Annotated in this window: 23 protein-coding genes and 1 pseudogene; 12 read left to right on the forward strand and 12 right to left on the reverse strand. The window is 38.9% G+C overall.

Features of this window, described 5'->3' with window-relative positions; genetic code table 11:
• The first annotated feature begins 64 nt into the window (after positions 1 to 64).
• From HBN42_RS05430 to HBN42_RS05440, 3 genes are read left to right on the forward strand one after another with little or no spacing between them, the layout of a single operon-like run.
• A complete protein-coding gene (locus HBN42_RS05430; protein WP_165994048.1) occupies positions 65 to 1,000 on the forward strand; it encodes a carbohydrate kinase family protein in 936 nt (311 codons plus the stop codon).
• 14 nt (positions 1,001 to 1,014) lie between these two features.
• The gene (locus HBN42_RS05435) at positions 1,015 to 1,710 is read left to right on the forward strand and encodes a phosphoribosylanthranilate isomerase (protein ID WP_165994049.1); all 696 of its coding nucleotides are present in this window, start codon (positions 1,015 to 1,017) and stop codon (positions 1,708 to 1,710) included.
• Between the two features lie 27 nt (positions 1,711 to 1,737).
• Positions 1,738 to 2,880 (forward strand): iron-containing alcohol dehydrogenase, encoded by a 1,143-nt coding sequence (locus tag HBN42_RS05440; protein ID WP_165994050.1) that lies wholly within the window; start codon positions 1,738 to 1,740, stop codon positions 2,878 to 2,880.
• A 228-nt stretch (positions 2,881 to 3,108) separates the two neighbouring features.
• Here HBN42_RS05440 and rpsN read toward each other — a convergent pair whose 3' ends face one another.
• Entirely contained in the window at positions 3,109 to 3,378 is a 270-nt protein-coding gene (gene rpsN / locus HBN42_RS05445; protein WP_165994051.1) for a 30S ribosomal protein S14, read from the reverse strand.
• A 160-nt stretch (positions 3,379 to 3,538) separates the two neighbouring features.
• A complete protein-coding gene (gene aao, locus HBN42_RS05450; protein ID WP_165994052.1) occupies positions 3,539 to 4,711 on the reverse strand; it encodes an aminoacetone oxidase in 1,173 nt (390 codons plus the stop codon).
• A gap of 362 nt (positions 4,712 to 5,073) precedes the next feature.
• Between aao and HBN42_RS05455 the strand changes: the two genes are divergently transcribed.
• Positions 5,074 to 5,604 (forward strand): DUF536 domain-containing protein, encoded by a 531-nt coding sequence (locus tag HBN42_RS05455; RefSeq protein WP_165994053.1) that lies wholly within the window; start codon positions 5,074 to 5,076, stop codon positions 5,602 to 5,604.
• 50 nt (positions 5,605 to 5,654) lie between these two features.
• A complete protein-coding gene (locus HBN42_RS05460) occupies positions 5,655 to 6,251 on the forward strand; it encodes a 3'-5' exonuclease (RefSeq protein ID WP_165994054.1) in 597 nt (198 codons plus the stop codon).
• Positions 6,252 to 6,371: 120 nt separating this feature from the next.
• On the opposite strand, the gene HBN42_RS05465 is transcribed toward HBN42_RS05460, so the two are convergent.
• Positions 6,372 to 6,671: a YbaB/EbfC family nucleoid-associated protein gene (locus tag HBN42_RS05465; RefSeq protein ID WP_165994055.1), complete on the reverse strand. Its 300-nt coding sequence runs from the start codon at positions 6,669 to 6,671 to the stop codon at positions 6,372 to 6,374.
• 423 nt (positions 6,672 to 7,094) lie between these two features.
• Here HBN42_RS05465 and HBN42_RS05470 point away from each other — a divergent pair, with 423 nt between their 5' ends.
• Positions 7,095 to 7,403 (forward strand): hypothetical protein, encoded by a 309-nt coding sequence (locus tag HBN42_RS05470; RefSeq protein WP_165994056.1) that lies wholly within the window; start codon positions 7,095 to 7,097, stop codon positions 7,401 to 7,403.
• Positions 7,404 to 7,481: 78 nt separating this feature from the next.
• Here HBN42_RS05470 and HBN42_RS05475 read toward each other — a convergent pair whose 3' ends face one another.
• The gene (locus HBN42_RS05475) at positions 7,482 to 7,856 is read right to left on the reverse strand and encodes a helix-turn-helix domain-containing protein (RefSeq protein WP_165994057.1); all 375 of its coding nucleotides are present in this window, start codon (positions 7,854 to 7,856) and stop codon (positions 7,482 to 7,484) included.
• A 155-nt stretch (positions 7,857 to 8,011) separates the two neighbouring features.
• Between HBN42_RS05475 and HBN42_RS05480 the strand changes: the two genes are divergently transcribed.
• Entirely contained in the window at positions 8,012 to 8,233 is a 222-nt protein-coding gene (locus HBN42_RS05480; protein WP_165994058.1) for a helix-turn-helix domain-containing protein, read from the forward strand.
• A 92-nt stretch (positions 8,234 to 8,325) separates the two neighbouring features.
• Here HBN42_RS05480 and HBN42_RS05485 read toward each other — a convergent pair whose 3' ends face one another.
• Positions 8,326 to 10,602: a Xaa-Pro dipeptidyl-peptidase gene (locus HBN42_RS05485; protein ID WP_165994059.1), complete on the reverse strand. Its 2,277-nt coding sequence runs from the start codon at positions 10,600 to 10,602 to the stop codon at positions 8,326 to 8,328.
• Positions 10,603 to 10,614: 12 nt separating this feature from the next.
• A complete protein-coding gene (locus HBN42_RS05490; protein ID WP_165994060.1) occupies positions 10,615 to 11,274 on the reverse strand; it encodes a Crp/Fnr family transcriptional regulator in 660 nt (219 codons plus the stop codon).
• 144 nt (positions 11,275 to 11,418) lie between these two features.
• On the opposite strand from HBN42_RS05490, the gene HBN42_RS05495 reads away from it, so the two are divergent.
• Both HBN42_RS05495 and gla read left to right on the forward strand, forming a co-directional pair.
• Positions 11,419 to 12,612 carry an MFS transporter gene (locus tag HBN42_RS05495; protein ID WP_165994061.1) on the forward strand — a complete coding sequence of 398 codons (1,194 nt, stop codon included), beginning with the start codon at positions 11,419 to 11,421 and terminating at the stop codon, positions 12,610 to 12,612.
• A gap of 121 nt (positions 12,613 to 12,733) precedes the next feature.
• The gene (gla, locus tag HBN42_RS05500) at positions 12,734 to 13,579 is read left to right on the forward strand and encodes an aquaglyceroporin Gla (protein ID WP_165994062.1); all 846 of its coding nucleotides are present in this window, start codon (positions 12,734 to 12,736) and stop codon (positions 13,577 to 13,579) included.
• A gap of 256 nt (positions 13,580 to 13,835) precedes the next feature.
• On the opposite strand, the pseudogene HBN42_RS05505 reads toward gla, so the two are convergent.
• Both HBN42_RS05505 and HBN42_RS05510 read right to left on the reverse strand, forming a co-directional pair.
• Positions 13,836 to 14,094 (reverse strand): annotated as a pseudogene (locus HBN42_RS05505) (transposase); the annotation flags it as partial.
• A gap of 359 nt (positions 14,095 to 14,453) precedes the next feature.
• On the reverse strand, positions 14,454 to 15,356 hold the full coding sequence (locus HBN42_RS05510) for a sulfite exporter TauE/SafE family protein (RefSeq protein ID WP_165994063.1): 903 nt from the start codon (positions 15,354 to 15,356) through the stop codon (positions 14,454 to 14,456).
• A 112-nt stretch (positions 15,357 to 15,468) separates the two neighbouring features.
• Between HBN42_RS05510 and HBN42_RS05515 the strand changes: the two genes are divergently transcribed.
• Positions 15,469 to 16,221 (forward strand): CppA family protein, encoded by a 753-nt coding sequence (locus HBN42_RS05515; RefSeq protein WP_165994064.1) that lies wholly within the window; start codon positions 15,469 to 15,471, stop codon positions 16,219 to 16,221.
• Complete coding sequence (locus HBN42_RS05520; RefSeq protein WP_165994065.1) at positions 16,218 to 17,141, forward strand: serine hydrolase domain-containing protein; 924 nt, start codon at positions 16,218 to 16,220, stop codon at positions 17,139 to 17,141. The genes HBN42_RS05515 and HBN42_RS05520 overlap by 4 nt, the downstream gene beginning before the upstream one ends.
• Positions 17,142 to 17,650: 509 nt before the next feature.
• On the opposite strand, the gene HBN42_RS05525 is transcribed toward HBN42_RS05520, so the two are convergent.
• Together HBN42_RS05525 and pflB are read right to left on the reverse strand one after the other, a co-directional pair.
• Entirely contained in the window at positions 17,651 to 18,088 is a 438-nt protein-coding gene (locus HBN42_RS05525; RefSeq protein WP_165994066.1) for a GNAT family N-acetyltransferase, read from the reverse strand.
• Between the two features lie 57 nt (positions 18,089 to 18,145).
• The gene (gene pflB / locus HBN42_RS05530) at positions 18,146 to 20,473 is read right to left on the reverse strand and encodes a formate C-acetyltransferase (RefSeq protein ID WP_165994067.1); all 2,328 of its coding nucleotides are present in this window, start codon (positions 20,471 to 20,473) and stop codon (positions 18,146 to 18,148) included.
• Between the two features lie 206 nt (positions 20,474 to 20,679).
• Between pflB and dinB the strand changes: the two genes are divergently transcribed.
• The gene (dinB, locus tag HBN42_RS05535) at positions 20,680 to 21,774 is read left to right on the forward strand and encodes a DNA polymerase IV (protein WP_165994068.1); all 1,095 of its coding nucleotides are present in this window, start codon (positions 20,680 to 20,682) and stop codon (positions 21,772 to 21,774) included.
• Positions 21,775 to 21,976: 202 nt separating this feature from the next.
• Here the strand turns inward: dinB and HBN42_RS05540 are convergent, their stop codons facing one another.
• Positions 21,977 to 22,441, reverse strand: a complete 465-nt coding sequence (locus HBN42_RS05540; RefSeq protein ID WP_165994069.1) for a hypothetical protein — start codon at positions 22,439 to 22,441, stop codon at positions 21,977 to 21,979.
• 82 nt (positions 22,442 to 22,523) lie between these two features.
• A complete protein-coding gene (recD2, locus tag HBN42_RS05545) occupies positions 22,524 to 24,929 on the reverse strand; it encodes an SF1B family DNA helicase RecD2 (protein WP_165994070.1) in 2,406 nt (801 codons plus the stop codon).

Here is a 24,929-nt window from a genome sequence, read left to right on the forward strand (position 1 = left end):
GAAAATGATGCTAATGCTACTATTAACATAACACCTAGGTCAAAAATTTTCAAGGAGAGTTCTTATGGTAGAAGATCCTTATGTGGTTATTGTTGGAGGTCTCAACTTAGATATAGCTGGTTTATCTGGGCAGAGCTATCGGGATCATGATTCTAATATTGGTCATATCAAGACAAGTGTTGGTGGCGTTGGGCACAATATTGCCATCAACTTAAGAAAATATGAGGTGCCAACCTATTTGATTACTGTCTATGGAGATGATTCCTTTGGGAAAATCCTAGAAAGAGAGTGTCAGGAGAATAAGATTCATTTGGATTATGCGCAAAGGCTGGCGGGTCAGCCTAGTTCAACCTATCTTTATGTGACTGATGCTAAGGGGGATATGGTCACGGCCATTAATGATATGACAATTGTTGAGCACATTACTCCTGCCTTTCTAGAAGATAAGCTGGACTTTATCAACCAGGCTAAGATCTGTGTGATTGATGCCAATCTCAGTGAAGAAACTATTCATTGGTTGGCTCAAAGGGTTCAAGTGCCCATCTTTGCGGAACCTGTTTCTTGTGCAAAATCTCCTCGCCTGAAGCAGGTCTTGCCCTATATCGATACCTTTAAGCCCAATGCCTATGAAGCCGCTACCCTAACAGGAATAAAGGTTGTAGATGACCGGACAGCTCTAGAAGCAGCCAAGCTTCTAAGAGAAGAAGGAGTCAAAAATGTCTTTATTTCACTGGGTTCAAGAGGAATCTTGGGCTTAAATAAAGAGGGTTATTTAATTAGCCGCCCCTTTGTGAGTAAGCTTGTCAGCACAAATGGAGCTGGTGATTGTACCATGGCAACCCTAATTTGGGCTAGGTTTAACTTTGGCAATGAATTGTCCATTGAAGAAGTCAATCAGTTCACTCAGGCCGCTGCTAAGATTACAGTGGAGTCAGAAGAGGCTGTCTCTCCCGACTTAAGTGTTAGAAAACTCATAAAAGTCGCAAGAGAAAATATCTAGAGAGGTTATAAGAGATGATTAAACAAATCTATTCTATTGTTAATTACAATGAAGCTGTTGCAACCATGGAAGCTGGAGCTGACCATATCGGACTAGTGCCCAGGCAAAATGGAGGGGTGCCAGCCCACCGGGTCAACCATGACGTTGTGGATAAGATTTTTGAAGAAGCCAGAAAAAGACAGGTCAAAACAGTGGCCATCATGCTTAATAAGGATCCTCAGGAAATTTTTGAGATTATTGGACGGATAAAGCCTGATATTGTGCATATAGCAGGCATGGAATTTACAGCAGATCCTCAATTTGCTTCAGAATTAAAGAGCAGATTCCCAGAAGTCAAATTAATGCAGGCTGTTTTGGTTGATGGTAAAGAGGCTATTGATCGGGCCAAATACTATGCGGAATTTTGTGACTATATTTTGACGGACTCAGGCTTAGCACCAGATACAGGCATTGGAGCCAGTGGGCTGACCCATGATTGGTCTATTGATGCAGCCATTGTTGATGCTGTCAAGGTACCTGTTATTTGTGCTGGTGGTCTTGGCCCTGACAATGTGGCTGAATGTATTAAGTTTGTTAAACCTTACGGGGTGGATTCTCTTACCAAAACTAGCTACAAGTTCGCTGATGGGGTCATTGAGAAGGATCTTCCTAAGGTCAGGGCTTTTTGTCAACTAGCAGATCAAGCAGCCAGAGACTGTCAGCTGGACTAAGTCCCAAGGGAAATAAGGGGGAGAAAAATGCAGTTTAATTTAGAACAACCTGTAAAAATCAAGGTCTGTAGGGACTCTGACAAGGTCATTGCAGAAATTGTTTTGGAAAGACAGTATCAGAAGCCTCTACTGGTCATTGATAGTTATTTTTTAAACCATAGTAAGATTAAAGAGCTCTTAAAAAGGTTTGAGGATGAGGGCTTGACCCATGTGATTTACGACCAGATCACGACAGAGCCAAGTATAGAGCAAATTGATAGGGGAGCAAAAGTCTATAAGGACAATAAGTGTGACTGTATCATCTCTATTGGTGGAGGGAGCATTATTGATGGTGCACGTGGTATCAATATTGTCCAGCAGTGTGGGGGTTCTATTAAGGATTATATGAATGGCAAAGCTATTCCACAAAGGCTTAGTGGGCAGATTGCCCTAGCTACAACCTCAGGTACTGGTAGTGAACTGTCAAATGCTCTTGTTGTGACGGATCCTGACCTAGGAAAGAAGATAGCTATCTTGTCTGACAATATCCTTAGTGACTATGCTATTATTGACGCTGGCTTCTTGACCACCTTGCCTAAGAGCATCAGTATCATGACAGGCTTAGATGCTTTTTCCCATGCCTTTGAAGCCTACACTTCAAAACTGTCTACGCCTATGGTTGATGTGCTGTGTGAGAAGGTCATGTTTTTATTAAGAAGATATCTGCCAAAAGTTGTTAGTGATAGAAAGGATATAGAGGCGCGTGAGAGAGTTGCCATAGCAGCAGCCCTGTCAGGTCTTATATTAAATAATGGAGGAACTCATATAGGGCATTCTTTAGCTCATATTGTAGGAGCCACCTATAAGATACCTCATGGAGCCTGTGTTGCCTATGCCTTGCCGGCAACAATAAAGCAAGTGGCAAAGGTTCTGCCTAAAAAAGTAGAAGAAGTTGGCTATATATTAGGCCTTGATCCCAGTGGCCAAGCAGATATAGGTAGCTTTGTTTCTCAAGGTTTTCTTGCCTTTAGGGATGAAATCTTAGGCTTAAGACCATTTGAAGAGTATCAGATTTCAAAAGCTGAGCTCTTGAAGTTGACTGATGAAGTCTTAGAAGAAAGGTTTATTGTCAATTCCCCTATTCCAGTCAATAAAGAATTGGTTGAGCAAGTCTTAGAAGATTTTGGATAGGACAGACAAAAAACTAATAATACGAGGATTTTTCATAGATCTTAGGTTTTTAGCAAAAAATTCCAAAGGCTGTAGATTGGTATGATCTCATTTGTAGAATAAAAAAAGGCCCGGCATCTTGGCATACCGGACCTTTTATATGATAAATAATTGGCTTCTATGATTACTAAACTTGTTTTGAATTGAAATACTTGAGGGGACAAGAGATTTCAAAGAAAGTGTTAAAGCTTACCAGCTAGCTTTAGTGACGCCAGGAAGTTGGCCTTTGTGAGCAAGGTCACGGAAGTTGATACGGCTAACGCCAAACTTACGCATGTAAGCATGAGGACGGCCATCAATCTTGTCACGATTTTTTAAGCGGTTAGGGTTTGAATCACGTGGTAATTTACGTAGTGCTTCATAATCACCTTTGGCTTTAAGTTCGCGACGTAGGTCAGCATACTGTTCTATCAGTAGAAGCTGCTTTTGGTACTTAGCAATTTTTGACTTTTTTGCCATTGCTTTCTCCTTCTAATAAGTTTAATAATCTCGGAGCTTTATCAGGACTCCGAATTTTCTTAACCAGTAATTAACCAGTTAAGAAAACATAGCTCTATTATACAACTTTTGTCTCAGAATGCAAGAAAAAACGTAGAAAATCTTCTACGTTATAGGATCTTTAATAATGAGGGCTACCTGCAACCCAGCCTGAGCAAAGGGCAGAAGTGATATTAAAGCCACCAGTGTGTGCATTGATATCAAGAACTTCACCAGCAAAGTGGAGACCGGGAACTTTTTTACTTTCTAGGGTTTTGGAATTGATTTCTTTTAAGTCAACGCCACCTTTGGTTACAAAAGATTTGGCTAAGGACATCTTGCCACTTATGGGGATGGGCAGCTTTTTGAGCTTATCAATGAGGGCTTGTTTTTGTTTGGGAGTCAGCTGTTTGACTTTTTCTGGGAAGTCAGTCGCTATGAATTCAGCCACACGTTCTGGTATGTAAGTTCTTAAAGCGTTTTTGATGGTTTTATTTCTATTTTCTTCTAGGTAGTGGTCGATTTCTGTTTCTAAGATTTTTGGCAAAAAGTCCAGCTCAGCTATTTCTCCGCCAGAAACAAAGGAGGAGAGGCGTAAAGCTGCAGGACCTGAGAGTCCAAAGTGTGTGAAGAGTAGGTCATGTGTGATCACATGCTTGCCATAGGACAGGGTGACATCGTCTAGTGATATGCCTTGCAGGGTCTTGTGGGGGAAGTCTGTTAAGAGTGGGCTTTCGGCTGCTTCTAAGGGGGTCACCTGGAGTTTGAAGTGGCGTGCGATATCGTGGCCAAAGCCGGTAGAGCCTGTTGATGGGTATGATTTGCCCCCTGTTGTGACAATGAGTTTTTGGCAGGTAAATTCTTGGTCTTTTGATTTCAGTTGGAAGAGATCGTCCTTCTTTTTGACGGAGACAATTTCGGTTTGGGTGAGGATCTGCCCACCCAGTTCTTTGATTTTTTCTTCTAGCGCAGCAATAATGGTTCGTGATTTATCAGTTGTTGGAAACATTCTGCCATGGTCTTCTTCCTTAAGAGCAACGCCATTTTCTTGGAAAAAGTTAATAATATCGTGATTGTCAAACTGGGAAAAGACGCTGTAGAGAAATTGGCCATTGCCTGGTATTCCGTCTAGGAGTTCTTCTAGGCTGCCGCTGTTTGTGACATTACATCTGCCGCCACCAGTGCCAGCTAGTTTTTTACCTAGTTTTTTATTTTTTTCAATCAGTAAGGTTTGGTAGCCATAATAGCTAGAAGCAATGGCTGCCATCATCCCCGCGGGGCCTCCGCCAATAATAATGGTATCAAAGTTTTTCATATAGTTATCTTACCATATTGTCTCTGCTTTACCTAGAATCTTGGTTACTTATCTGTTTAAATTGTGACAAGTTTGCCTAAGGGAGCTATAATAGAATTAGTAGGAAGGGAAACTTTTCTGCTAAGAATGGAATATTAAATAGATAGGATGCTTTTTCCTTGAAACCGTCTGAAAACTGAAAGGAAGGTGATCCCATATCTATGTCTTGAGCCGTACATTAAAACGGCTTCTTTTAGTTTAGGGTTTTGACACTTCCATTCTTTTGTTTAATAAGCATTTAAGCTAACTGAAATTGACAGAATACTAGTATTGTGTTACTATTCTTATTAAGAATATGCAGTAATAACTATAAAGAGGAAAATATGGCAATAGAAAAGACAGTTAGTGAACTAGCTGAAATCTTGGGAGTTAGCCGTCAGGCTGTCAACAATCGTGTCAAATCACTTCCAGATGAAGATCTTGATAAAAATGACAAGGGAGTCACTGTGGTTAAGCGTAGTGGCCTTATTAAGTTGGAAGAAATTTATAAAAAGACAATCTTTGATGACGAGCCAATTAGTGAAGAAACAAAACAACGCGAACTCTTAGAGATCCTTGTGGACGAAAAAAATACAGAGATTACACGTCTATATAACCAACTAAAGGCAAAAGATGACCAGTTGGCTGCTAAGGATGAGCAGATGCGTGTTAAGGATGTCCAAATTGCTGAAAAAGATAAGCAATTGGATCAGCAACAACAGCTAACTGCTAAAGCCATGGCTGATAAGGAAACTTTGAAATTAGAGTTAGAAGAAGCCAAAGCAGAAGCTGATGAAGCACGCAGCAAGGTTGATGAGGTTCAGTCTGTTGCTTCTGGGAGAAGAGGCTTTTTGAGCCGTCTATTTGGAAAATAAAGATAAAAATAAAAAAAGGCCCCCAAGGGTCTTTTTAGCTAGGAGAGTTCATGGAAATACTTAATACCTATGTTGCCTTTGATTTGGAGTTTAATACGGTCAAAGACGTTAGCCACTTGATACAATTATCTGCAGTTAAATATCAAGATCATCAGGAAGTTGACAGTTTTGACACCTATGTTTACACAGATGTCCCCTTGCAGAGTTTTATTAATGGTCTGACGGGAATCACCTCTGATAAGATTGCAAAGGCTCCTAAGGTGCAGACTGTGGTCGAAAACTTTAGGGACTTTGTAGGAGACCTACCTTTAGTTGGTTACAATTCCCATAAGTCGGATTTACCTATTTTAGCGGAGAATGGTTTGGACTTAGAGAGCCACTACAAGGTGGATCTTTATGACGAAGCCTTTGAACGTCGCAGTACGGATTTAAATGGTATTTCAAATTTGAAATTAACAAGTGTTGCAGCTTTTCTAAACATCAAAGGCAAGGGTCACAATAGTTTAGAGGATGCTCGCATGACAGCTCGCCTTTATGAAAAATTTCTTGAATTTGATGACAATAAGGCCTATCTTAAAAAGCAAAGTAAGGATCTTGACCAGACAAGCAACAATCCCTTTGCAGCACTGGGTGGCTTATTTGATTAAAATAAAATCCTCTTGCTTGGTCTTGGCTTGGTAAAATAAAAAAAGAACTGTTTTATGTACAGCTCATAAGGTCTTGGACTTGATGTCCATGATTGAAGGAGTACATGAAACAGTATTTTTTTAGAATGGCATTTTGCCAGCAAAGGCACCAAGTGATTTTTTAGTGGCTTCTTCAATTTGATTTAAAGCGTCATTAATAGCCTGAGTGGTCATATCTGATAGGGTTTCAACATCTTCAGGATCAACAACAGCCTCTTTGAAATCAATAGAAACTAACTTCTTATCCCCTGTAAAAGTTGCTGTCACCAAGTCCTGAGCAGACTTGCCAATAAAAGTTGTAGCTGCCAAATCAGCCTGTTTTTGTTCCATTTGCTTCTGAAGCTTTTGCGCCTGCTTCATCATGTTTTGCATATTCATCATAATTTTCTATAGATTCCTTTCGTATCAAGGGTTTAGACCCTATTTTTTTGCAGATTAGCTTAGTTAAAGAGACTAAATGATTTCCTTTTTCTATTAGCAGTTGAATCTAGCCTATCCATTTAGGAGACTGTCTAGTTCTGCTAACAAGATAATATGTCCGTATCTATAACACTGGCTAGTTATTACTATACCATATAAAGCCTGACTTGTCTTTTTTTGTCTGATTGACTTATGAAGGGGTTAAAACCGTCTTTTGATATTTGCTGGGAGACTGCTGTCAGCCTAACTATGTGGAAAAAGAGATTTCTATGGCATTTTATACTTTTATAAGGGCGATTTAAGAATTATTTTTAGATCATGTTTACTTTATTTCTTCTTGTTATACTGAGGTCATCAAATAATTAAGGGAAAGAGGTAATTGTTATGGAAACAAAACTTCAAGGGTATGCAAGTTGGTCTTCTTTGGCTAAAAAGGTGAAAATTGGAATAATTTCTGCTATGCTTGCTGGTGGGGCTATGATGACTATTGGACAAGCTTCGTCAGTATCTGCAGATGAGGTCAATCAGGCTGGTGGTGCAGTACGTTACCCAACCGATGCTGAAATTTATGCTAATGCGCAGAAGGTTGATTTGTCAAAACGTGTCTTAACAGGTAGTTCACTTTATGGTATCGTATCTCAGAACTTGAGTTTTAGATACCCTTCAGATACACCTAGTGTAGGAAAAAAATAAGTTCATAAAAAACAGGAAATTTCCTGTTTTTTATTCTAGCTAATCTTTTAGAAAAAGGCTTTAAAAAGCAGCTAGTCCTTACTGGTCTTCATCCTTATCATTACTTTCTTCTTGATCTTCCAATAATTTTTGACCATAATCAATTAGTTGGTTGTAATTTTCGAAATTTAGTTTTTCAGAAATCATGAGGATGGGACTTGCAGAAGACTGATTGCTTTTATAACCATAGTTATCGCTTAAATCAACCTTGGATAGGGCATCTATGTCAACGCTAAAAATCTTAGCAATTTTTTCAATGACTGGAAACTTTGGTGTGTATTTGCCACTTTCCCATTCGCTAATGGTTGATGCGCTTTTGCGATCTAAGAGTTTAGCTAGCTCTAATTGTTCCATATCGTTTTTTAATCTGAGGTATTTTAAATTGGATGCAAAAAGGTTTTTATTTTCAGTCATTTTTGTCTCCTTTGTTTCTTTAAGTCATATAATACCATAAAATAGGCTATTTCGAAACAATAATGAAGAGATAACAGAAAATACTTGACTTCATAAAAACCGAAGTTTATAATATTGTTATCATATAAATTTAATACGAAACTGGAGGAGATAAAGTGGACAAAACAACCTTAAAAGAACTACGTTTAGCTCGAAAGATGACCCAAGAAGAACTTGCAGCTCAAACAGGTATTTCCATTAGAACCATTGCTCGATATGAAAAAGATGTTTCTATGCTCAGAAGAGCCAAGTATGAAAAATTGAAGAGCATAGCTGAAATTTTATCAGTCTCCCTTGATGATATTTTTTTAGATGAAGATTCGGTTTTTACGAAATAAATTTCTCCTTCCCATAATTTATAGTTAAAAAAAGTAACTTTTGCTCAAGTTACTTTTTTATGTTATGATTCCGTTTTTTCCAAGATCTCAGCTTAAGTATAGGGAATTGTGAGCTGAGACTCTTTTAGATCAATGGTCAGCTGATACTGGCTATTATCACGGATGGTATGTTCAAAGTCTGTTGTATAGAGGATTAGTCTCAATTCATCATCAGCTTCTAACTGATAGATGCTTGGCTGCAGCTTAAATGTGACAGTCATCCACTGATCTTTTTCAATGCTTTCAACCCTCATAAGACTATTTCTATTTTGCAAGTTCAAGACACCCTTTGTGATTAGCCTATGATCTGAAGCTACAAGGGGTAGTTCTTTCAGATCATCCCTTGAAAAGTTTTTCCCATTGTCTATGACCTTCAAATCAAGGATGGCGGGTGTGTCAGAAAAGCGTTTCTTTTTTCCATAGTCCAATAGCTGAGCTGATAAGATGCCTTTGGTGCTGGACGATTTGACCTTGACTTGTAAGGTGGGTTGACCATTCATCAAAAGGGCTTCTTTGATAGGGATCTTTATCTGTATCTGATTGGTCTTCCCTGAAAATAAATCAGCTTTAAAACTTCTAAAATCCTTAGCATAACTGTCAAATCTATCACTACTGTAGTGATTGTCAATGCTTTGCTTTGTCTCCCCAAGAGGTAAGTGGCAGCTCTTTAGTCCACCAAAGCGATCTAGCTCCTGCCAGGTCTGAGCTTTTTGGTTATCCTGCCAGATCAAACTTGGTAATTGGTAATGGTTGTCAACTTTGAGCAGCCTTTGACAGAGCAGAGCATTCATAGACTCACGAAAATCAATGGACTGCCAATTATGCATGTAAACATGTTGCCCATGGTGTAAGAAGGCATGTTTTTTGACGTTTTCAGGGAGGCTGTTAAAGATCTGATAGAGCTGAGCAGGTTTAACATTCCAATCTTGTAGACCGTGCGTGTAGACAACCTCACAGGAGATGTTCTTAGCATGTGGGAGATAATTGCGGTCATGCCAAAATTGATTATAGTCACCACTTTCTCTATCCAGGGCCTGGCTTTGTTGCTCAAGGAGCTTCTGATAGTTTTCTTTTTGTCTGAGATAGTCTCCAGCAGCCAAGGATCTGGAATAGGTTAATTCAGTTAGGACATCTAAGTCTTCACCTGGATATCCGCCTGGGCTACAGACTAGGCCATTTTCTCGGTAGTAATCATACCAGGAAGAGATGGCAGCTTCAGCGATGATGACCTCTAAGCCCTTAACACCCGTTGTGGCAAGGCCTGTTGACATGGTTCCCAGATAAGATTTTCCGGTTGTCGCCACTAAACCATTTGACCAAGTTGCTTGGACATAGCTCTCACGTTTATGGCTAGTATAGGCTTTTGCCCGTCCATTTAGCCAATCAATAACAGCCTTGAAGCTTTCAATTTGCAAGTAATCTCCAGAAGTCATAAAACCATCAGAGTCGGCTGTTCCAACGCCTGAAACATAGATGTTAGCAAATCCACGCGCCAGGAAATAATCATTTAAGCTGTAAGAGTCGATATAAGAGAAGCTCTCTTCACTATCTGTTACCGGCAGGTCTTTGTGGGAAGGCTCTAAAAGACTAATCTTTTGATCCTCTACCGTGATTTCCTTTGGTTCCTTGACAAGGAGCTCTGCCTCCATCTGATGCAATTTGCGATCATTAGCAACCTCGTTTATACCTTGATGGTAGGGGCTTGCGGTCATGATAGTGGGTAGGGGCTTAGAACTTTTTGGCCTAAGGATATTGACCTTGATGAGATCGGTCTTGCCATCTTGATCTGTATCTAGGAGTGCTTCCACATAAACAATTTCTTTTATTAAATCATTGGTATCAAAGCTAGCAAGTGACTTGCCATTAAAAAAATGATAGGCATTGTCAGTGGCTAAGAAACCTTTACTGACCAAGTCATCCAGCAGGGTCATTCCGTTTTTATGACGACTTGCTAAGAGTTGGTGGAGACTGACTACTAAATCATTGTCATTAAAGTTGACTGGGAAGGCAATTTCCTTGGTGAAAGCTCTGCTATTTTCAAAATCAAAAAAAGGAATAAAACCTAATAATTGCAGGGCAACCATATCAAAAACGTCTTTATCTAAGTCCCTTGAGGAATTGAAAAAATCTAAGAGGTTTGTTTTGGTGTCAGCAATTAAATTGGAAAGTTTGTAATCTAGATCTGGGCTCTGAAAGAAGTAGCTTTGTAGAAAGGCTTTGAAAATAAGCTTATTGCTGCTAGAATCTGGAAATTTAAAGCCTAGTTCTTCCAGTTCAGCCTTGGCGACTTGTGAGTTGGTTTTAATATAGGAATATTGATTATAACGCATAGTGCTCCCTTCTTAAAAAACAATATTGTCTTTTAGTTTTTCAACATTACTGATGATAATATGTTGATTCTCGATACGGATAATATTTTCTTTTTTTAACTGTTTTAAAATACGACTAACACTGCTAGCTGTGGAGATGCCACAAAATTTTCCCAGTTCTTCATTGGTAATAACAAAGTTGATATAAACTTCACCGTTTTCAATGGGTTGGCCAAATAGGTTCATCAGGTCATAGATCTGTGTGGATATGGCGCCCACTCGTCCATTGGTTAACATGCACTGCATCTTTTTCATGGATCTCTGGAGGCGATGGTGATAGAAGTCCTTAATGTAGCCTTGCAGTTCAATATCCTTCTTGATGTCTTCAAGAAATTGTTTACGGCTGATCTTATAAAAGCTGGCTTTTTCAGATTCAATTCGGACATTGTAGGGTTCACCTGAATTTTTTGAATAGCCTTCATTAAGAACAGAGGTCAGTTCTAAGCCACTTACATATCTTAAATTGAATTCATTACCATGCTTGGAAAGGACGCTTTGTTTGATAATACCATCCTTAAGAATATAGGTGTAATCATCTTCGATACTTTCAAAAGTGAGGTATTTATGATAAGTTTTTTCAACAATTGGGAAATTGTGTTTACTAATATAATTTTGTAAGATGTGATGATTCAAGGCTTCCTCCAGACATTAGATTCTAAGCTGTCATAACATTTGCTAATGTTGATTGGCAATAACATCTATATTATACCATTGAAATATATTATATTCTATCATTGATGTAAAATGTTACTGAAAACGAAGGAGGTTTCATTTTCAGTGGAAGAAAAATTATTGAATAAACACTTTATTGCTATTACGGTGTTGAACTTTATTGTTTATATGGTCTATTATCTTTTTACAGTGATCATTGCCTTTATTGCTACCCGTCAGCTCGGAACCAGTACTAGTCAGGCTGGTTTGGCAACTGGGATATACATTTTAGGGACGCTTTTAGCCAGACTCATTTTTGGAAAACAATTGGAAGTCTTTGGTCGGCGATTGGTTTTACGTGGGGGTGCCATCTTTTATTTACTCACGACCTTGGCTTATTTCTTTATGCCAACAATTGCTGCTATGTATCTGGTTCGTTTTTTCAATGGCTTTGCTTATGGGGTTGTATCAACTGCGACCAATACTATTGTGATCTCTTATATTCCATCTTGTAAACGTGGTGAAGGGATTAATTTGTACGGTCTGTCAACCAGCTTAGCGGCAGCCATTGGTCCTTTTGTAGGAACCTTTATGCTTGATAATTTACACATTAATTTCAGGATGATTATTGTCTTATCTAGTCTCTTGGTTGCTCTGGTTGTCTTTGTTTCCTTTCTTTTTCCTGTCAAAAACATGGTTTTGAATGAGCAACAATTAGCTAAGAGTAAATCCTGGACTTTGGATAGTTTTATTGAAAGAAAGGCGCTTTTCATTACCGGCATTGCCTTTTTGATGGGGATTTCCTATGCTTCTGTTTTAGGTTTTCAAAAGATTTATACAAATGAAATCAACTTAACAAGTGTTGGAGCTTATTTTTTTATTGTCTATGCTCTTGTTATTACCATCACTCGGCCAGCAATGGGACGTTTAATGGATGCTAAGGGTGAAAAATGGGTTCTATACCCAAGTTACTTTTTCTTAACTCTTGGTCTTCTTTTACTTGCCTGTGTTAAGGGAGGAACTTCTTATCTCTTATCTGGTGCTCTCATTGGTTTTGGTTATGGTAGTTTTATGTCTTGTGGTCAAGCCGCTTCTATTGTCGGTGTTGAGGAACATCGTTTTAACACAGCCATGTCAACCTATATGATTGGGCTGGATTTAGGCTTAGGATCTGGTCCTTTCCTACTTGGTCTTATTAAAGATAGTCTGCTTGGTAATGGCCTTGAAGCCTATCGTCACTTGTATCTCTTAGCTGCCCTTATTCCAGTGATATGCACCATAATGTATTTTATTAAGAAAAATTATCTTATAAAAGAATAAGAAAAAGTTCACAGTCTCTTTATGCCTATAATAACAGTGTTTTCCCAGCCTTTACAATATCCATAATACTTGATAGAATAGTATCTATTATGATTAAAAATTTTGGAGGAAATGAGTACTAATGGATGTTACTTGGACTGTGAAATATATCACAGAATTTCTTGCAACTGCCCTGCTGATTATTCTTGGTAATGGAGCTGTTGCAAATGTTGATTTAAAAGGGACTAAAGGAAATAACTCTGGTTGGGTTATTATCGCTTTAGGTTATGGTTTTGGGGTAATGATGCCAGCTTTAATGTTTGGTAATGTTTCAGGGAATCACATTAACCCAGCCTTTACACTAGGTTTAGCTGTTTCTGGACTTTTCCCTTGGGCACATGTTGTCCAATATATGATTGCTCAAATACTTGGAGCTGTTTTTGGACAATTAGTAGTTGTAGCTGTCTATGCTCCCTACTTTAAAAAGACTGAAAATCCAAATCCAATATTAGGATCATTTTCTACTATCTCAGCTCTTGATGATGGAACAAAAGATAGCCAAAAACCAGCTCTCTTTAATGGATTTGCCAATGAATTTATCGGATCATTTGTTCTTTTCTTTGGTGCCTTAGCCTTGACTAAAAACTATTTTGGTGTGGAACTTGTTGGTAAACTTGTTGAAGCTGGCTATGATCAAACCACTGCAGCTACACAGATTTCACCATATGTTACGGGACCAATTGCTGTAGCCCATTTAGGTATTGGTTTCCTTGTTATGACACTTGTGACATCATTAGGTGGCCCAACTGGACCTGCCTTGAACCCAGCACGTGACCTTGGACCTCGTCTTGTTCACCATCTCTTGCCTAAATCTGTTTTAGGACAAGCTAAAAGTGATTCTAAATGGTGGTACGCTTGGGTACCTGTACTTGCTCCTACCTTGGCAGCAATAGCAGCAGTTGCATTCTTTAAATATTTATACCTATAAAGATATTTTAAAAAAAGAGGCTTAGGCCTTTTTTTAGTTTTAAGAAAAAGTCATTTTTTGACACTTTCCTTAGGTGCTGTCGGACAGGTTAAACAGTCAGGGGAGTGACTGTTTAAGAAAACCAAAGAATTCCATACCTAACTTTCAGCACGGCGGAGGTAGCCTTAATCAGCTCGCTCTTGCTCGCAAAAATAGGAAATTTATTGATAGGCTGCAGAGCTTCTTAGCCTATTGATCTAGGTAAATAGTGTTTGTCTTCAATCTCTTTAATGGTTTGACGCAGGGAACGGATTCCAAACAGAAATTGGATAATAGGAAGTTTGACCAACAGTATTGGATCTAAGCTGGGACGCCCATTATCAAGACAATAACTATCTTTCACTAGGTCATAAATAAAAGAGAAATCTATGATGTGATCAATTTGACGAAGCAAATGGTCTTCTAGGACTAACTCATCTAAGCTATAAAAAGCCGACTTGATTGCGATTGTAATCAGGATTTTCTTTGTGAAACATAGGGAGCACCTCACAATTATTCTTAATGCTATTATACTCCCAAGAAGAGAAAAGTACTGACTTATTATCACGAATAAGATATTTTTCCCAGTGGCATAAGTGGCTTAGTTCAATTTAAAAAAGCCACGACGGAATTTTTTAGAGAGAATTAGTCCAGTGGACTAATTCTGCGTGAGTCTTGAAACGAAAAAGCGAGGGGGCTAAAAAATTAGTAATGGAATTCCGTGGGAATCAAAAGGTCCAGTGGACCTTTTGATCTGCTCTCCTTGAAACTAGAATGAGAGCACACCCAAGTCCGAGCCACTTTAGAAAAATATCAAAAAAGTGAAGACAAGAACTTTGTCTTCACTCTGAGAGGCTTAAGCCTCTTTTTTATTATTTGCTATCTGGTTTACTCTGGAAGAGCGGATAAGAATGATTCCTGTGAAAATAACTATAATAACCACTAGTTTTTTAAGGCTATTAATGTCTAAATTAGTAAGGAAAAAGACAGCTAAAAGAACACCAATCACGCCTCCAGTGGATAAGCCGATCAGTCCCTTCCATGAGACACGATCATCTTTGATAAACTGTCGGCTGGATGCTGTCATAATCATAGCAGCGTCAAGCATCATAACTGGCATGGCTACTGCTGGACTTAGTCCCATAAGTGAAAAGAAGATCAGCTCTGGAGCGTAGTTTCCAAGCCCCATGGTCATTAAAATACCTATGATACAATTAAAGATGATACCAATGAGAAGCCAAATGCCATGCAGGCCATGGGCTGAGTGTGCAATCTCAGAACCAGGATTGGTGATCATTCTAAAGATCATAATGCCTGAGGCAAGGATTAAAAGGCAACCAAGGATCATCTGGACAGTTGGAGTATGCCAATTCTTAGTAATTCGAGTACCAAAGTAAGCCCCGATAAAAGCAGCAGCAGCCATTGAGATCAGGGTGAGGGTCTCAACCCTAACCACGAAAATAAAGCAGAGTGACTGGATTAATACAGGGATGACATGACCCACAGTCATTGTACCCGGTAATTTACTATCGTCATCAACCAACTTGGTGACTTTAAAAAATGTCGTTGTGGTGGCAAAAGAGCCAATTCCTAAGGTATCAAGTGCATCAGTAATCAGACCAATCCAAAAACCTGTAAAAAAACGATCAAAGGGGTTTATTTTTTTGGCCTTAAGATGGGTGACCAAGGTTATAAAAATAAAAAGCATTGCCGCTATTAGCAAAAACTGTATAAAACGTAGGATAAGTAAATCATTCATAGCTAATAGTTTACAAAAAAAAGGGCTGTTGGTCAATGACCTACTGCTAGCACATAATTTCTTGTCAAAATGCGTTTTTTTGTCTATAATAGCAATGAAATTAGGAGGACATATGACTTTATTAAAAGGTACTATTTTTAATACCCCTGTATTACGTGTCAACAATCGTCAAGTAAACATTGACTTTTACCAAAAAAGTTTAGGAATGAAGCTGGTCTATGAGGAAAATGCCATTGCTGTCTTCACATCCTTTGGTGATGGCAAAGAACGGTTTGTTATTGAAGAAACACCGTCAGCCAGAGCCCGTGCGGTAGAAGGAGCTAAGAAGCTTAATACAATCGTTATTAAAAGTAAGGAACCAAAAGCCATTGAACAATTAATAGCCCATGGAGCAGAAGTCGAGAGACTTTTTAAAGGGAAAAATGGCTATGCCTATGAGACGTTTTCTCCAGAAGGAGATCGCTTTTTACTGCACGCTGAAGATGATGTCAATTTTTTAGAGGCAGCTGAACTTCCACAGTTAGAAGCAGACAAGGACTTTAGAGGACTGCCTGACTTTACCTTTGAAAAAATTGTTTTGAATGTACTAGATGAACAAAAATCGCGTAATTTTTATGAGGCACTCTTTGAAAGTTCTTTTCCTATTGAAATGGATTTTACACAGGCCAGTGGACCTGATCTAGCTATTGCACCCAATCTCACTTGGGACTTAGAAATCCTTGAGTTTTCTGTTCCAAAAGAATGTGATCTGAAGCAAGTAAAAGCACAATGGGAAGCTAAGGGGTTAGATCTCTACCTTGATAAGAAAGAAAACATCCTTGTACTGTCAGATCCAAGTCAAGTAGAAGTTTGGTTGATGAAATGACAAGCAAACTCTTTGATTTGATTGAAGAGCAAATCAGTTCACAGGTTTACCACGGAGCCAGTTTGGCTCTTTTTAAGGACGGAAAATGGCAGGACTACTATTTTGGAACCATAGATGGCCATGAACCCGTCAAAGCTGGCTTGGTTTATGACTTAGCCAGTGTTTCCAAGGTTGTTGGTGTGGGTACCCTGTGTATTCTTATGCTTAAGAGCGGAGCTTTAGAGCTTGATAGGCCCTTGAAGGATTATTACCCTGATTTTAAAAATAGTCAGGTTAGTCTGCGGCAGCTTTTAACCCATACCAGTGGGTTAGATCCCTTTATCCCCAATAGGGATCAGCTAAATGCCAAAGAGCTTAAGGAAGCCATGAATCATCTAAAAGATAGAGGGAATACTGATTTTTTATATAGTGATGTTAATTTTATCCTTTTGGGATTTATGCTGGAAGAATTTTATGGACGTCCGCTAGATCAACTTTTTGAGGACTATATTTTTCAGCCGCTGGGGATGTCTCAGATTTCTTTTGGACCTAGAAGGGATGCTCTGGCAACTGTAAAAGGAATTAATGATGGAAAGGTTCATGATCCTAAGGCAAAGGTGCTAGAGAACCATACAGGTTCAGCTGGACTTTTTTCAGGTCTTAAGGATTTAGAGCTTTTCTTAGAGTGGTATATGAAAAACCATGAGTCCCACAATCTTTTTCAAAACTACAGTAAGAAAGATAATATGCGATCCATTGCCTGGCGATATGAAGCGGGTTGGCTGGATCATACAGGCTATACTGGACCTTTTATTATGTTTAATGATAAAAATCAGGCAGCCATCTTTCTTACCAATAGGACTTATGAAAAGGATCATCGTGAAGATTGGATCAAGGAAAGAAATCGGATTATGGAAGCTATTAGAAGGCTTTATCAGTAAGAAAAGACCAAGCCTATCAGGCTTGGTCTTTTTTGTGATGTTTTTTAAAGAGTTTAGGAGCATAATAACCGTTAAAACTGCTAATATAAAAAGCTGAGAAAATTAGAAGTAGTAGGTTATAGTTAAAAAACCGATTGTATGATGAGTTGCTTCCAAAAAGTTCAAAGCTTATGATCAGCAAAATAATCGCGAAAAGTCCAGCATTGTTTTTTAGGTTATGATAGTAATTTTTAAGAAGGACTTTCCTATTGAGGGGTTTCTTAAGTTTATCTACTGTTAGGAAATAGAAGATTATTTGGAATAGAAAATTAATGATCTGAAAAAATCCAAACTGGAGAAGCGAGATAGAGAAATAGTAGGAAAGAAAGGAACTGATACAAGAGTTGATAATAAGGGTGAGTAGTAATCTTTTCTTTTGTTTCAAGCTAGTAAGCTCCTTTTCTTAACTAATGAGACGAGGTTTATTGACCAAAGAGAGAGCCTTGAGGAAGGTCTGTCATGTCTTCAGTCTACAAGTCTTTTTCCATGGTAATATGGTCTATGCCTGCCTCTTGGAAAATCTCTCCTTGGCAGGTGAATCCTAATTTTTTATAGAAATCTTCAGCACTTAGCTGGGCGTGTAGAACCATCTTTTCAAAACCTTGAATCCTAAAGTAATCCATTGCATAGAGGATCAAGGTCTTCCCGATTTCTTGTCCACGATAATCACTTAAAACGGCCATACGCTGTAAGCTGGCAATCTGATTGACATTGTCTGGTAGTATGCGACAAGTTGCGCAAGGGCTTCCTGAATCACTATAGACAGTAAAGTGTAAGCAATGAGCTTCATCTTTATCAATCTCAATATTTTGGGGCACTCCCTGTTCTCCGACAAAGACAGTTTGGCGTATTTTAACAGCATCTAGATAGGTTTTTGATAGGGTATTGCGGCTTTGTTTAATAATCATAAAACTATTTTAGCGAAAAAAAGAGCGTTGTCAATAGACAGGCTCCTTTCGTAAAACTTATTTTCCTGAGACAGCTTCAGCGGCATCATCCATTGAAAGAACTTCATGGAAGACACGTTGAGTCAACTCTTGTTTTTGTTCTGGTGTAAGGTATTTAGTGTTTACACAGTAACCTGAGATACGAACAATAACGTCTTCGCCGCTCATGATCTTGTCATAAACGTCGTTAAGGTCCATAACGTTCAAGTTAACGTGTTGACCACCATTTTCAAAGTAACCATCAAGTACAGTTACCAAGTTATCAACTTGTTCGTCGAATGTTTTACCTAGGGCACGAGGTGATACTTGAGTTGTCAATGAAATACCGTCATTGGCATGTGAGAAGTCAAGTTTAGCCAATGAGTTAAGGTTTTGTAACCATCCACCTTTAGCTTTGTTGGATGGGTTGGCACCTGGTGAGAAGAACTCAACTTTGCTTGTGTTAACTGAGCCATCTTCGTTGAGGAAGACACCACGGTGAACTGGAGAGTTACCAGTTTGTTTAGAGTAGGCAACGTTTGAAGTGATAGTAAGAAGTGAAACTGAAGCTTCAGCATTCTTATAAAGTTTGTGACTTGCAAGACGTGTGTGGTAAGCTTCCATCAACCATTTAGCAATATCATCAACACGGTCATCATCTTCACCATAACGAGGGAAGTCACCAGTAACTTCGTAGTCGTAGATGTAGCCATTTTCATCACGGATAGTCTTAACTGTAGCGTATTTAATAGCTGATAAGGTATCTACTGTATTTGCGAAACCACAGATACCAAATCCCATGTTAGCGCGTTGTTGACTTGGTAAGAAGGCCATTTGAACAGCTTCGTAGTTGTATTTATCAGTCATGTAGTGAATGATGTTAAGGGCATCTACGTAAGTATCTGTCAACCAGTCAAGTGATTTTTCAAAGTTAGCCATAACTTCGTCGTAGTTAAGGATTTCTGAAGTGATTGGTTCAACTACGTTAAAGACTTTGTAGTCTCTGTGAACATCGTCATAACCACCGTTAAGACCAGTAAGGAGAGCTTTAAGAACGTTAACACGTGCACCAAAGTATTGGATGTTGTGACGTTGGTCTTCGTTTTCTGGGTCAAGTGGTGATACACAACATGAAATACATGACATTTCACCATAACCTTCTTTAGCCATAGTTGTCACACCTTCGTATTGGATAGAAGAGTGTTTGTGGCTCATTTTCATACAGTAGCGACGGAATGATTCAGGTAATTTATCAGTCCATAGAACTGTTAAGTTTGGTTCTGGAGAGTTACCAATGTTGTCAAGAGTGTTTAAGAAACGGTAGTCCATTTTTGTAACACGGTGACGACCGTCATTACCCATACCAGCCATTGAAGTTGTGATAAATGTTGGGTCACCTGAGTAAAGGGCATCGTAAGCTTTTGTACGACCGAATTTTACAGTACGTAATTTAAGAACGAAGTCATCTACAAATTCTTGGATTTCTGATTCTGTAAATGTTCCACGAGCTAGGTCACGTTCTGCAAAGATATCAAGAACGATTGGTACACGTCCAAGAGATGTAGCAGCACCGTTGATCACACGACATACAGCCATGAATGCGATGTTTACCCATTGGATAGCTTCTTTAACGTTTTCAGCTGGACGACGTACGTCAACTCCGTAAAGATCACCAAGTTTAGCAACTTCACCAAGTGCTTGGTATTGAAGGTTGATTTCTTCACGAAGACGGATTGATTCTTCGTCGATTTCAGTGATAGCATTCCAGTCGTTGACTTTTTCTTGCATGAGGTAGTCAGCTCCGTAAAGAGCAAGACGTGCGTAAACACCGATGATACGTCCACGTGAGTAAGCATCTGGCAGACCAGTTACGGTATGCGCGTGGCGTGCGCGACGAATATTTGAAGTGTAGGCACGGAAGATACCATCATTAACAGTGGTTACATATTTAGTGAAAATTTCATGTACTGCTGGGTCAGGTTCATAGCCATTTTCTTTAAGGGTTGTTTCCGCCATACGGATACCACCTTTTGGCATGAAGTTTAATTTGAATAATTCATCATTTTGGATACCATAGATGAGTTCGTTTTCTTTGTCGATGTAACCAGCAGGAATACCAGCAATTGATGAAGGACGAGTGTCAAATGGGAAGCGTGTTTCTTCATAACCTGCTTTAGTGTCTTCAATGATTTTTTTGATTTTAAGTGAACGTTCAGTAGCGCCAGCTAAGAATGATTCATCTCCATCGTAAGGGGTGTAGTTAGCTTGTACAAAACGAGAAACGCTTGCTTTTTCTTTCCAGTCAGTTCCCTTAAAGCCTTCCCAAGCTTTTTCGAAAACATCTGTGTTAGTTTTTACAGTTGCCATAAGAGTCTCCTTAATATTCTAGTAACAATGGGGGTGTTCCATTTACACCATTAGTTTAACATACGGGAAACGTTTTCCCAAGCAAAAATCTTGACAAATCAGAGATTCTTTTCTAGTACAGTTTGTTGAAACAGTCACAAACTGTATTAAAAAGTCGAAAATTGGCATTATTGCTAGTAAAGGGTATAATAAAAGTGGAGGGGATTATGCTAATATTTCCATTGTTAAACAATACCAAAAGGAAAATTATTCATATTGATATGGATGCCTTTTTTGCTGCGGTGGAAATTCGTGATAATCCCGAATTAAGGGGAAAACCAGTGGTCATTGCCAAGGATCCAAGAGAAACTGGGGGGCGTGGGGTTGTGTCTACCTGCAGCTATGAAGCTAGAAAATTTGGCATTCACTCCGCCATGAGTTCAAAAGAAGCCTATGATCGCTGTCCACAGGCTATTTTTATCTCAGGGAACTACCACAAATACCGTCAGGTAGGCTTGGAGATTCGTAGTATCTTCAAAAGGTACACCGATCTGGTTGAGCCCATGTCTATTGATGAGGCTTATTTAGATGTGACTGACAATAAGCTAAAGATAAAATCAGCAGTGAAAATTGCTAAGCTCATTCAGCATAATATTTGGGAAGAATTAGGATTGACCTGTTCAGCTGGTATTTCTTACAATAAATTTTTAGCTAAGTTGGCCAGTGATTTTGAAAAGCCACATGGATTAACCTTGATCTTACCAGAAGAGGCCCAAGATTTTTTGGCAGATTTACCAATTGAGAAGTTTCATGGGGTTGGGAAAAAGTCAGTGGAAAAGTTACATGAAATGGGTGTTTATCGGGGGCGAGATCTTTTAGAAATACCAGAAATGCAACTGATTGATCACTTTGGTCGCTTTGGCTATGACCTCTACCGCAAGGCTCGAGGGATTAGTAATTCAGAAGTTAAGGCCAATCGTATCCGTAAATCAATTGGTAGTGAGAGAACCTACGCTAAACTCCTATATACAGAAGAAGACGTCAGAGCAGAGATAGCCAAGAATGCTAAGCGCGTGACTGAAATTATGGAGAGCTATAAAAAGCTAGGAAAAATAGTGATTTTAAAGGTTAGGTATAGTGATTTTACGACCTTGACAAAAAGGGTCAGTCTTGCTGAGCCAACAAGGGATTTTGAGCTGATCAACCAAAGGGCTGCTGCCATCTATGAAAGTCTAGAAGAACAAACCAATGGCATTAGATTACTGGGAGTAACCATGACAGCCTTGGAAGATAAGCACAAGGATATTAGCCTTGGCCTCTAAATATTTGAAGAAGAAAAGAAATTAAAGTCTAAAACAGAGATAGCTAAAGTGGTGAATCTCTTTTTCATCACTTTTTACTTGGCCATTTCTCAACAAGACACTTTGGTCTCGCTACTACAACAGAAAAATCCCAAAAAAGACATAAAAAGATTGAAGAAAAAAGTCTTTTTCTTCAATCTATCTGTAGACTATTTTATTTTTTTTATACCTCTAAATCTTCTTCCTTGTTATTTAAGATTTTAGCTTTGGAATAAGGGAAGTAATAAAGGGCTAAGAAAGCTAGCTGAATAGCAATACCTATAATATTTGGTGCTGATAGTAGTTGTGTAATGATATTTACAGTAACAAGAGCAAAGCCAAGGTAGTAAGGTAGGTAGCTGATTTCTTGCTTAGTTTTGATTTTTGATTGGTTCATAACTGTTGTCACAAGAATAGCTATGGTTAGAGAAAGGGAAAGAGCTGAAATAAAGATCGAAAATGGTGTCATTAGCTGCTCAAGAGAGGCCATAGTAGCAGAATCTAGTGCTGCTTTTGCTTCCTCATTATTCATGACCAGGGCGATAGAAACTAAGCCTATTATCGACAAAACTGCTAAAATGGCGTTTAAGACGATAATAACAATATTTAAGGTACGTAGTGACTGACGTACTTTTTCGTATGATACCATGAGAACCTCCTAATGTTCACTTGTATATTGGCTTTAATACAAAGTTAGTATAGCACATTTTTTAATTTCGCAATAGCTATTTTTAATGATTTTTGAAAAAAGTGGCAATATCTTCATCTGTGATGCCAATCATTGGATCGATAGTTAGAAAATTCTCATTGCTTAGGCGAAATTGCTCCTTCTTAGAAGTTTTGCTTTCCTTTCTTTGACCCTTTTCTTCTTGTTCCTTGCTCTCCTCGTTGATCTGCTCTTCTACCTCAACTTGTGGGCTTTCTTGCTGCTCATTTTCTGGGTAAAAGCGTTGGACTAGATAGGTTTTTCGTTTGTCACCTTCGTTTTTGATGGCATAATCAAAGGCCGCGTATTCCCCTAACAAGATGAGCTTGTTTTTAGAACGTGTCACGGCTGTATAAATTAGATTGCGTTGCAAGAGGCGTCCGCTTTGTCTGGTTATTGGCAGGATAACAACTTGGAACTCGCTGCCTTGAGATTTATGAATACTCATGGCGTAAGCCAGGGTTATTTTGAGCCATTCATTTCGAGGATAGGTCACCTGGGTACCTTCAAAATCCATGACAATTTCATCCTGCTTTGATTCCGTGTATTTTGCTGGAATCAGGTCTTTAATGTAGCCGATGTCTCCATTGAAAACATTAACTTGATCGTCGTTGACCAAATGAAGCACCTTATCACCTCGGCGTAGGTGGAGATCATTGAAGACAAATTCACTGCCTGTTCCCAGAGGGTTTAGAAGTTCTTGCATGAGTTGATTAAGATTGTTGATGCCAGCTTGCCCTTTGTAGTTAGGAGCTAAGATTTGGATCTCATCAGAAGCAATCCCGCTTTTCACTGCAGCCGAGACAATTTTTTCTACCATTGTAGGAATGTGTTGGGGGAGGGCATCAAAGTAAGATCGGTCAGCTTTTTTTTCTTTAAAATCAGCAGGTAAGAAGCCTTGTCTCATCTGATTAGCAAGGTCAACAATGGTTGAATCTTCAGATTGTCTAAAGATTTTCTTGAGGGCAATCTGGGGAATCTCAGCTATTTTTAAAAGATCAGCTAAAACTTGTCCTGGTCCAACTGATGGCAACTGATCACTGTCACCTACGATGATGATTTGCGTGTTGGATGAAATAGCTCCTAGGAGTTGATTGGCTAACCAGGTATCTACCATGGAAAACTCGTCAACGATCAGTAAATCACAGTCCAGATAATCTTCCATGGCCTGATAGTCATTATCACCATTTAAGCCTAGATGTCGGTGAATGGTAGCACTTGCTAGACCAGTCAGCTCATTCATTCGTCTAGCTGCACGCCCTGTAGGAGCTGCTAAAATAATGGGAATATCCTTTTTGTTGAGATCAATTTTGTGAATAGCAGCATAGGCCTCAAGGATTCCTCTGATGACAGTTGTTTTTCCAGTACCAGGCCCACCTGTTAGAATAAAAACCTTCTGACTTAGGGCCTGGTGGATAGCTTGCCTTTGGACGTTATCATAAGTAATCTGGAATTTTTGCTGGATAGCCTCTATTTCATCTTCAATGACTTCCTTAGAAAAGTCTTTAGAGAGCTCATGATCTAAAATGCGAGAAAGATGCTTTTTAATGCCATCTTCTGCCAGATAGAGGCTGATATCAAAAATTTTCGTTCCTTGATTATAAACTTTTTTTTCAGCTATGAGCTGACTCAGTTCATGAGCCACGCTGGCTGGTTGGCATTCAACTTGTCTGGAATCTTCAAGTAGGTTAATGGCAAATTCCAGAAGATCCCTTGCTTCTATGTAAGTATCACCCTGGCTTATGGACTGTTCTAATAAGGAATGCAGGAGGGCTGCCCGAAAACGTTCAGGTGCATCGCTTTTTATCCCTAAATCCTGGGCTAAATTATCAGCCATCTTAAAGCCAATCCCTTGGATGTCTTCGACCAACTGATAGGGATTTGTTTTAACGATGTCAAGGGAATCTTCTTTATAACAATCAAAAATACTAAAAGCAAGTCGGTTGGAAATGCCTAGACTAACCAAGTTGGCAATCCCTTGCTCAGTCCCATAATTTAATCTGAGCTTGCTGACAAAGGCTTCTTTATTTTTCTTTGATAGGCCTGTGATCGTATCCAGTTTACTTGGGTCTTCCAAGATCTGATCAATGGTATTGTCACTGTACAATTCCAAAATCTTTTCCGCTGTTTTTTTCCCGATTCCCTTAAAATGGTCACTGGAAAAATATTTAATCAGACCAGAAGAGCTTGGTTTTAGTCTTTGATACCTGGTCATTTTAACTTGTTGACCATATTTGGGATGGTTGGTTAATTCACCCCAAAAGGTATAATCTTCACCTTCAAGGACATCAGCCATTGTTCCAGTCACAATGATTTCAAAATCATCCATGTCACTGTCAGTTTCTTCAATATTTAATAGAAGGATTTTGAAAAAATTGCTGGCATTTTCAAAGATAATACGGTCTATGGTCCCTGAAAAGTAATATTCCAT

The sequence above is a fragment of the Streptococcus catagoni genome, from assembly GCF_011421425.1.
GTDB lineage: Bacteria > Bacillota > Bacilli > Lactobacillales > Streptococcaceae > Streptococcus > Streptococcus catagoni.